Origin of the sequence: Lacticaseibacillus nasuensis JCM 17158, assembly GCF_001434705.1 — a bacterium.
GTDB classification, from domain to species: domain Bacteria; phylum Bacillota; class Bacilli; order Lactobacillales; family Lactobacillaceae; genus Lacticaseibacillus; species Lacticaseibacillus nasuensis.
Genome location: NZ_AZDJ01000028.1, coordinates 1 through 7824, shown reverse-complemented (window position 1 = coordinate 7824; position 7824 = coordinate 1). Strand labels below are relative to the sequence as shown.

6 protein-coding genes and 10 tRNA genes are annotated in these 7824 nt (G+C 54.0%); all 16 read left to right on the top strand.

From position 1 onward, the window contains the following. The first annotated feature begins 65 nt into the window (after nt 1-65). The 16 genes from FD02_RS07325 (at nt 66) to FD02_RS07250 (ending at nt 7507) form a co-directional block, all read left to right on the top strand. Nucleotides 66-155: transfer RNA gene (locus FD02_RS07325), tRNA-Ser, on the top strand. Nucleotides 156-166: 11 nt separating this feature from the next. Beyond that, nucleotides 167-240, top strand: a tRNA-Met gene (locus tag FD02_RS07320). 18 nt (nt 241-258) lie between these two features. Beyond that, a tRNA-Asp gene (locus FD02_RS07315) sits at nt 259-332 on the top strand. 6 nt (nt 333-338) lie between these two features. Next, nucleotides 339-411, top strand: a tRNA-Phe gene (locus FD02_RS07310). Between the two features lie 5 nt (nt 412-416). Continuing rightward, nucleotides 417-497, top strand: a tRNA-Tyr gene (locus FD02_RS07305). Between the two features lie 4 nt (nt 498-501). Continuing rightward, nucleotides 502-572 (top strand) — tRNA-Trp (locus tag FD02_RS07300). Between the two features lie 14 nt (nt 573-586). Beyond that, a tRNA-His gene (locus FD02_RS07295) sits at nt 587-659 on the top strand. Nucleotides 660-671: 12 nt separating this feature from the next. Continuing rightward, nucleotides 672-743: transfer RNA gene (locus tag FD02_RS07290), tRNA-Gln, on the top strand. A 24-nt stretch (nt 744-767) separates the two neighbouring features. Continuing rightward, nucleotides 768-839: transfer RNA gene (locus tag FD02_RS07285), tRNA-Cys, on the top strand. Nucleotides 840-871: 32 nt separating this feature from the next. Beyond that, nucleotides 872-955: transfer RNA gene (locus FD02_RS07280), tRNA-Leu, on the top strand. Between the two features lie 197 nt (nt 956-1152). Next, nucleotides 1153-2346 (top strand): glycosyltransferase family 4 protein, encoded by a 1194-nt coding sequence (locus tag FD02_RS07275; RefSeq protein WP_056951468.1) that lies wholly within the window; start codon nt 1153-1155, stop codon nt 2344-2346. A gap of 2 nt (nt 2347-2348) precedes the next feature. Then, complete coding sequence (locus FD02_RS07270; RefSeq protein ID WP_056951466.1) at nt 2349-3371, top strand: glycosyltransferase family 4 protein; 1023 nt, start codon at nt 2349-2351, stop codon at nt 3369-3371. Then, nucleotides 3368-4396 (top strand): lysylphosphatidylglycerol synthase transmembrane domain-containing protein, encoded by a 1029-nt coding sequence (locus FD02_RS07265; protein WP_054723582.1) that lies wholly within the window; start codon nt 3368-3370, stop codon nt 4394-4396. The genes FD02_RS07270 and FD02_RS07265 overlap by 4 nt, the downstream gene beginning before the upstream one ends. Nucleotides 4397-4474: 78 nt before the next feature. After that, nucleotides 4475-4714: a YkuJ family protein gene (locus FD02_RS07260; RefSeq protein WP_054723583.1), complete on the top strand. Its 240-nt coding sequence runs from the start codon at nt 4475-4477 to the stop codon at nt 4712-4714. Nucleotides 4715-4872: 158 nt separating this feature from the next. Next, nucleotides 4873-6963 (top strand): LTA synthase family protein, encoded by a 2091-nt coding sequence (locus tag FD02_RS07255; RefSeq protein ID WP_056951464.1) that lies wholly within the window; start codon nt 4873-4875, stop codon nt 6961-6963. 103 nt (nt 6964-7066) lie between these two features. Further along, a complete protein-coding gene (locus tag FD02_RS07250; RefSeq protein ID WP_054723584.1) occupies nt 7067-7507 on the top strand; it encodes a Fur family transcriptional regulator in 441 nt (146 codons plus the stop codon). Nucleotides 7508-7824 lie beyond the last annotated feature (317 nt).

Sequence of the window (7824 nt, the reverse complement as noted above, 5' to 3'; positions counted from 1 at the left end):
TAAGACACCGCCCTTTCACGGCGGTAACATGGGTTCAAATCCCGTACGGGTCATGTTACTCATATGGAGAATTACCCAAGTCTGGCTGAAGGGAACGGTCTTGAAAACCGTCAGGTGGGTCAAACCACGCGAGGGTTCGAATCCCTCATTCTCCTTTTTACATTATCGCGGGATAGAGCAGTCTGGTAGCTCGTCGGGCTCATAACCCGGAGGTCGTTGGTTCAAATCCAGCTCCCGCAATTACAATTGAATATTGTTGGTTCCATGGTCTAGTTGGTTAGGACGCCTGCCTGTCACGCAGGAGATCACGAGTTCGAGTCTCGTTGGAACCGTTTAATGGCTCGGTAGCTCAGTCGGTAGAGCAATGGATTGAAGCTCCATGTGTCGGCGGTTCGATTCCGTCCCGCGCCATTGATGGAGGATTAGCGAAGAGGCTAAACGCGACGGACTGTAAATCCGTTCCTTCGGGTTCCTAGGTTCGAATCCTAGATCCTCCATTTTAGGGATATAGTTTAAAGGTAGAACTACGGTCTCCAAAACCGTCAGTGTGGGTTCAATTCCTACTATCCCTGCTTTTATTGTGATGGCGGATATGGTGAAGTGGTTAACACACCGGTTTGTGGCACCGGCACACGTGGGTTCGATCCCCACTATCCGCCCTTGTTCCTTAATGGGGTATAGCCAAGTGGTAAGGCAACGGACTTTGACTCCGTCATGCGCTGGTTCGAATCCAGCTACCCCAATTGCTCTTCGGAGCGCATATTCCTGGCGGTGTAGCCAAGTGGTAAGGCAAAGGTCTGCAAAACCTCTATGCGTCGGTTCAAATCCGATCACCGCCTTTCTTGGTCACCACCAAGAGTGAACTGAATATGCCGGCGTGGCGGAATTGGCAGACGCGCCAGACTCAAAATCTGGTTCCAGCAATGGAGTATCGGTTCGACCCCGATCGCCGGTAGATTTGGCTTGTTGCCTAGCGAGCCGCAAGAGAGACGTTGAGAAATCAGCGTCTCTTTTTTTTAAGTTTTTCAGTTTTCCGCCTTTAGCAGGAGGGGCGGCCAATGTTATTTTGGTAGAATGAGAAAGATGGTTGAAAATTGCATGCCATCTGGTTTGTCTTTATACTGTAACTATCTATGGAGGGGAGGGGTGAAGATGAATATTGGCATTTTTACCGATACGTATTTTCCACAAGTCAGCGGTGTGGCGACATCGATCAAAACACTGAAGGACGAGCTGGAGCGCCAAGGCCATGCCGTGTATATTTTTACGACCACCGATCCTCACGTGGCAGATGAAGCCGTCGAGCCGAACCTGTTCCGGTTCACCAGTATTCCATTCGTCTCGTTTACCGACCGGCGCATCGCCGTGCGCGGTGTGTTCCATGCCTATGCCGTGGCGAAGGAATTGCAACTCGATATTATTCACACCCAAACAGAATTCTCAATGGGCTACATTGGTAAGTTTGTCGCCCGCCAACTGCACATCCCGGTGGTGCACACTTACCACACGATGTACGAGGATTATTTGCATTATGTAATGAACGGCCGCTTATTGCGGCCCTATCACGTCAAGCAGTATACCCGGGCGTTCTTGTTTCACGTCAGCGGGGTGATCGCGCCGTCCGAGCGCGTGGAAGCGACGTTGCAGCGCTACGGGATCCACATTCCCATTGCCATTATTCCTACCGGCGTCGACTTGAGTCAGTACAAGGCGCCGAAGAATCCCGAGCTGCGCGAACAGTTGGGCTTGACGCACCGGCCAGTATTGCTGTCGCTGAGTCGCGTGGCGTATGAAAAGCGCATCGACAAGCTGATCTCGGCGATGCCGAAGGTGCTGGCGTTAGTACCGGACGCGGTGTTGCTGATTGTCGGCGACGGGCCAGCCAGAAGCGACCTCGAAGCGCAAGCCTCGGCGTTGGAGTTAGGTTCGCACGTCCGCTTCACCGGGGAAATCGACCACGATGAGGTGCAGGATTATTACCGGGCCGCCGACGTGTTCGTGTCGGCCAGTGATTCTGAGTCGCAAGGCCTGACCTACATCGAGGCCTTGGCCGCTGGGCGCAAGGTAGTAGCGCTGGCCGGTGAATACACCCAGCAGCTGCTGGATGACCCGGCGATTGGCACCACGTTCGTCACCCAAGACGAATTCGTGCACCAGGTGGCCAACTACCTCCAGCATCCGCAGGCCTTCGATGATCCGGTGCCGCTGCAGGCCAAGCTCCACGCGATTTCGGCGAATCAATTCGCCGGATCCGCCTTGCAATTCTACCGGGAAGCCATTGCGCGCTTTGATGCCACTGCTGACGCAGTCGATGTGGTCAACGAACACACGTCGATGAAGGGATAGGTATGCTCGACATTCATATGTTTTCAGCCGCGGACAAGGTCGCCGGTCAAGGGGTCGGAGCGGTGTACGTGGAATTATTGGGATTATTGAAAAAATATTTTCCCACCGAATTCCACGTGGCCATTAACGATTATTCCCCTAGCGTGATTAGCCATTACCATACGATTAATCCCACCTTCTTCGCGTCGACCTTCACGAAGCGGCGCGGGCGAAAAATCGGCTACGTCCATTTTCTGCCGAACACGTTGGACCAAAGCCTCAGCCTGCCTGGGGTGGCGCGGTGGGGCTTGGACAAGTACGTGATTCAGTTTTATAAGCGGATGGACACGCTGGTGGTGGTGAACCCGAACTTCATTCCCCAACTGGAGGCCTACGACATTCCCGCCAGCAAGGTAACCTACATTCCAAACTTCGTCTCCCGCGAGACCTTTTATCCCGAGACGCCGGAAAACAAGCTGGAGCTGCGGCAAAAGTACGGTATTAAGCCCAACGACTTCGTGGTGTTCGGCGCGGGGCAGGTACAGGATCGCAAAGGCGTCGATGATTTCATCGAGCTGGCCAAGCGCAACCCGGATGTGCGGTTCATTTGGGCCGGCGGGTTTTCGTTTGGCATGATCACCAACGGCTACGACCACTTGAAGGCGGCGGTGGCCAACGCCCCGGCCAACTTGACCTTTACCGGCATCGTGCCGCGTGAGGAAATGGTTGACTATTACAACATCGCCGATCTGTTCTTGTTGCCGTCGTTTGAGGAATTATTCCCAATGGCGGTGCTCGAGGCGTTTAGCACCGAGACGCCGGTGATGGTGCGGCAGCTGTCCCTGTATGATGGCATTATTGCGCCATACGCCTTGATGGCGCCGGATGTGGCGGGCATGAACGCCCAGCTGCACCGGCTGCGCGGCGATGCCGGGCTGCAGGCGCATTACGCTGCGCTGAGCGCCAAGGCGGCGGCGACGTATTCCGAGGCCCGCTTGGCGCGCGTGTGGCGGCGGTTTTACTACGAACAGGCGGCATTACGATGACTCGGAAGAATAAAATCGCGGTTGCCGTCATGATTGCCATCGGCGTGGCTATCTTCTTATGGGAGATGCGCAACGTCGATGTGCACGCCGCGTGGCACACGTTGTTGACGCTGCGCTTGCAGTGGTTAGCCGTCGCCTTTTTGGTGATTCTCTTGTCTTACGTCATCGAGGCGCTGGTGGTGCAGATCTTTGTGGCGCATGAAGGCGAGCACCTCACGTTTAAGTCGGCGATGCGGGTGCCGTTGATCGAGCAGCTGTTCAACGCCATCACGCCATTTTCCACCGGCGGGCAGCCGGCGCAGCTGGTGGCGCTGATGCAATCCGGCGTCGAAGGCGGGCGGGCCAGCTCCGTGTTGTTGATGAAATTCATCGTCTACCAGTTCATGGTCCTGATCAACTTCGTCTTCACGCTATTCATCGGCCTCAAACACCTGGCGGCGCAATTTGGCCCGCTGGCGTGGCTGATCGTGTTCGGCTTCACGATTCACTTGTTGGTGATTGCCGGGCTGTTGTTGATCATGTATCAATACCGGTTCACCAAGCGCCTGGTGGCCTTTGGCATTCGCTTGTTGCGCCCCTTTGTCAGCGCGGGGCGGCGGGCGGCGTGGCAGGCGACCATGGACGCGAAAATCGACACGTTTTACGCGGAAAGCGTGCACCTGAAGCAAGAGAAAACCAAGGTGATCCGCGCCGCGTTGTTGACGTTTGTGCAGTTGTTACTGTATTATTCGGTGCCGTATTTCGTGTTGTTGAGCTTCGGCGTGCCGCATGTCAACTTGGTGCACGTCATGGTGTTGCACGTGATGATTGTCATGATCATCTCGCTATTCCCGATTCCCGGCGGCGCCGGTGGGGCGGAATACAGCTTCAAGGCGCTGTTTGCCACGTTCATGGGCCCGGCACAACTGGTGTTGGCGATGCTCTTGTGGCGCTTCATCACCTATTACCTGGGGATGGTGTGCGGCATCGTGGCGCTGGCGGTGGTGCCGGATCGGCTGGAATCAACTAAGCCACAAAAATCTTGAGCAATCCGCGATTTTCATAGTCAGTTACCGGTATTTTATGGTACGCTATTGCAGAAGCCAAAGGAAAGGGGCCGTTTTATGAAGAGCTCACAATTAGTTGCGATCATTAAACGCCTTGAAGCGATGCAGGAAGCCACTGATGGTGACGTGCAGACTCGCAGATTCGAACAAGACGGAGTGGAAAAAGGCCTCGTGACGTATGACCCAAAGTCCGAGACGTTCACCCTCGAGGAGCTGGCAAACCATCAGCAATTCGAGTTTGATAATATCGATTTAATCGCCATGGAAATTTACGACCTGCTGGACGATTCCGAGTAGGACCGGTTTGCGTGGGCGGCTGAGGCCGTTCGCGCTTTTTTTGTGTTTCACTTAAGGTGGAGGCGCAGCGGGCTCGCAAGTTTGAGTTTTGGGTGGCGTTTGTGTATGCTTGCTGTAGTTAATTTTGCATTTTCTGTAAATCATGGAGGTTTCATTCGATGAAACAACTTGGCCAACGGATCCGGGGCTTGCTCAATACTCGCCTCGGATTTCTCGTGCTGGCGATCGCCTTGTTTTGGGTCAAAACGTACTGGGCCTATAACACGAAATTCAATCTTGGGGTCAAAGGCAGCATGCAGCATTTGTTGCTGGCGATTAATCCCATTCCGACGACGTTACTCTTATTTGGCATTGCCCTGTATCTCAGCGGGCGGAAGTCATACATTACGATGTTGGTCATCGACGCGTTGACCTCGGTGTGGCTGTTCGCCAATATCTTGTATTACCGCGAGTTCTCCGATTTTCTCACCTTCGCCGTGATCAAGGGCTCCGGTGCCGTGTCGAATAACCTCAGCAAGGGCGTGTTCGGCATCATGCGCGCCAGCGACTGGTTCGTATTCCTCGACGTGGCGGTGTTGATTCTGGTGCTGGCCTTGCATCTGGTGCGTATGGATGTGCGACCGGTGAAGAAGTCGTTTGCCGGCGGCGTCACGGCGCTGGCGTGTTTGCTGATTGGCGCCAACTTGATGATGGCTAACGCCGATCGCTCCGGCTTGTTGACGCGGACGTTTGACAACAACTACATCGTCAAGTACCTCGGCTTGAACGCCTACACGGTGGTTGACGGCGTGAAAACCGCCAAAACTAGCGCGACGAAGGCCAACGCCAAGGCTAGCGACATCGACTCCACCTTGGCCTACATGAAGCAACACCAGGTCACGCCAAATGTCCAATACACCGGCGTGGCCAAGGGCAAGAACGTCTTCATCATTCACCTGGAGAGTTTTCAACAGTTCCTGATCGATTTCAAGTGGCAAGGCGAAGAAGTGACGCCGAACCTCAACAAGCTGTACCACGCCAGCGACACCTTGAGTTTTGATAACTTCTTCAACCAAGTCGGCCAAGGCAAAACCGCCGATGCGGAAATGATGTTGGAAAATTCGCTGTTCGGACTGCCGGAAGGTTCCGCCATGGTGAGTGACGGCACGGCGAATACCTTCCAGGCCGCCCCTGCGATTCTGGATCAGCAAGGTTACACGACGGCGTCTTTCCACGGGGATGTGCCGAGCTTCTGGAACCGGGATAATACCTATAAATCCTGGGGCTATGACTATTTCTTTTCCAAGGCATATTTCCAGTCGGGGAAGGACTATGATATCGGCTATGGCTTGAAGGACAAGATTTTCCTCAAGGATTCCGCGCAATACATCGAGCAGCTGCCGCAGCCGTTTTACGCGAAGCTCATCACCGTGACCAATCACTACCCATACACGCTGGACAAGAAGAACCAAAGTATCGCGAAAACCGATACCGGGGACAGCACGGTGGATGGTTACGTGCAAACCGCGCGCTACCTGGATCAATCTATCGGCGAGTTCATGGCCTGGCTGAAGAAGTCCGGGTTGGATAAGAAGTCCATGGTCGTGTTCTACGGCGACCACTACGGGATTTCCGGCAACCACAAAAAGGCCATCGCGCAATTGTTGGGCAAGGACAAGTTCGACGATTTTGATAACGCCCAGTTCCAGCGCGTACCGTTCATGATTCACATGAATGGGCTCAAGGGCGGCATCAATCATACCTATGGCGGGGAAATTGATGTGTTGCCAACTCTGATGAATTTATTAGGCATCTCCAACAAGGGCTACGTGCAGTTCGGTTCGGACCTCACGAGTAAGCAGCACAGCCAAGTTGTGGCCTTTCGCAATGGCGATTTTGTTACGCCGCAGTACACCAAGGTCGGCAGCGACTATTACGACACGACCACCGGCAAGCGTATTAAGAAGCTGACGGCCGCGCAGAAAACGGTGATCGACGCGGCGACCAACCAAGTCACCACCGAGCTGTCGCTGTCGGATCGGGTGATGAATGGGGACCTGTTGCGCTTCTACACGCCCAAGGGCTTTGCCAAGGTGACCAAGCGCAACTACAATTACACCTTGAAGAAAGCCTTGAAGCGCCTGAAGAAAACCGAGGCCAAGAGTTTGTTGGGCCAAAACAAAGGCAAGTCGGTGGAATACACCACCGACGCGCCGGAGCTGAAGCCGGCGGACGCATCTAGCAGTAGCAGCAGTAGTAGCAAGAAGTAACCACGTCAACAAGACACGACCCGCGGGTCGTGTCTTGTTGCATTTCGACGAAAAATGCGCTATGTTTCTCTTAGGTAAGAATCGTTCTAAATAGGTGGGAAAAATGGAAGAAACAGTTTATCATCAAACAATTGACCGCTTGAAGCACGCCCGCATTCGGGTGACGCCGCAGCGCGACGCGATCATTCAATTCATGATTGCCAGCACCGCGCACCCCACGGCCGAGCAAATCTACGATGCGTTGTCGCCGCAGTTCCCGCACATGAGCGTCGCCACCATCTATAATAATCTGAAGTTGTTGGCCGAGCTGAACCTGGTGGAGGAAATGAATTCCACCGACAGCGCGACGCACTTTGATTTTGCGTTGGAGCCGCATTATCACGCCATTTGCACGAATTGCGGTAAGATCTTCGACTTCAGCTACCCGGGGTTGAACGACGTCGAGCAGGTGGCGGCCGAGAAAACCGGCTTTAAGGTCAGCGGCCATCACCTCGAAGTGTATGGCTTGTGTCCCGATTGCCAACTTTTGCTGGGCAGTAAGTAACGACTCCGAATGATTCCGGGGCTGGCTCGTGTGTCCATCAGGTAAAACCGACTTCTTTTCCCTGCCAAGAGAAAAGAGTTCGGCTTTATTTTTTTGCGTCAAAACGAGGCGTTTCTTGGTTGACGGCGCTTTAGCTGGCTGGTAATATAGCTAGTGTTGCGGAGCCGTGTCGCCGGGTATTTGCCGGGTGATTCCGCCGATCAGCCGATTTCTGGTTGACAGGCCTACGCTGCGTTGATACACTATTAAAGTTGCTGTTACGGCAACCGGTAGTCCTTTGAAAACTGAACAAAGTTTCGTAAATGTGATAGGGCTTT

Excerpts from the sequence above, each read along its gene's own strand:
- FD02_RS07250 (WP_054723584.1), top strand. The coding sequence starts at position 7,067 with ATGGAAGAAACAGTTTATCATCAAACAATTGACCGCTTGAAGCACGCC.
- FD02_RS07275 (WP_056951468.1), top strand. The coding sequence starts at position 1,153 with ATGAATATTGGCATTTTTACCGATACGTATTTTCCACAAGTCAGCGGT.
- FD02_RS07265 (WP_054723582.1), top strand. The coding sequence starts at position 3,368 with ATGACTCGGAAGAATAAAATCGCGGTTGCCGTCATGATTGCCATCGGC.
- FD02_RS07260 (WP_054723583.1), top strand. The coding sequence starts at position 4,475 with ATGAAGAGCTCACAATTAGTTGCGATCATTAAACGCCTTGAAGCGATG.
- FD02_RS07270 (WP_056951466.1), top strand. The coding sequence starts at position 2,349 with ATGCTCGACATTCATATGTTTTCAGCCGCGGACAAGGTCGCCGGTCAA.
- FD02_RS07255 (WP_056951464.1), top strand. The coding sequence starts at position 4,873 with ATGAAACAACTTGGCCAACGGATCCGGGGCTTGCTCAATACTCGCCTC.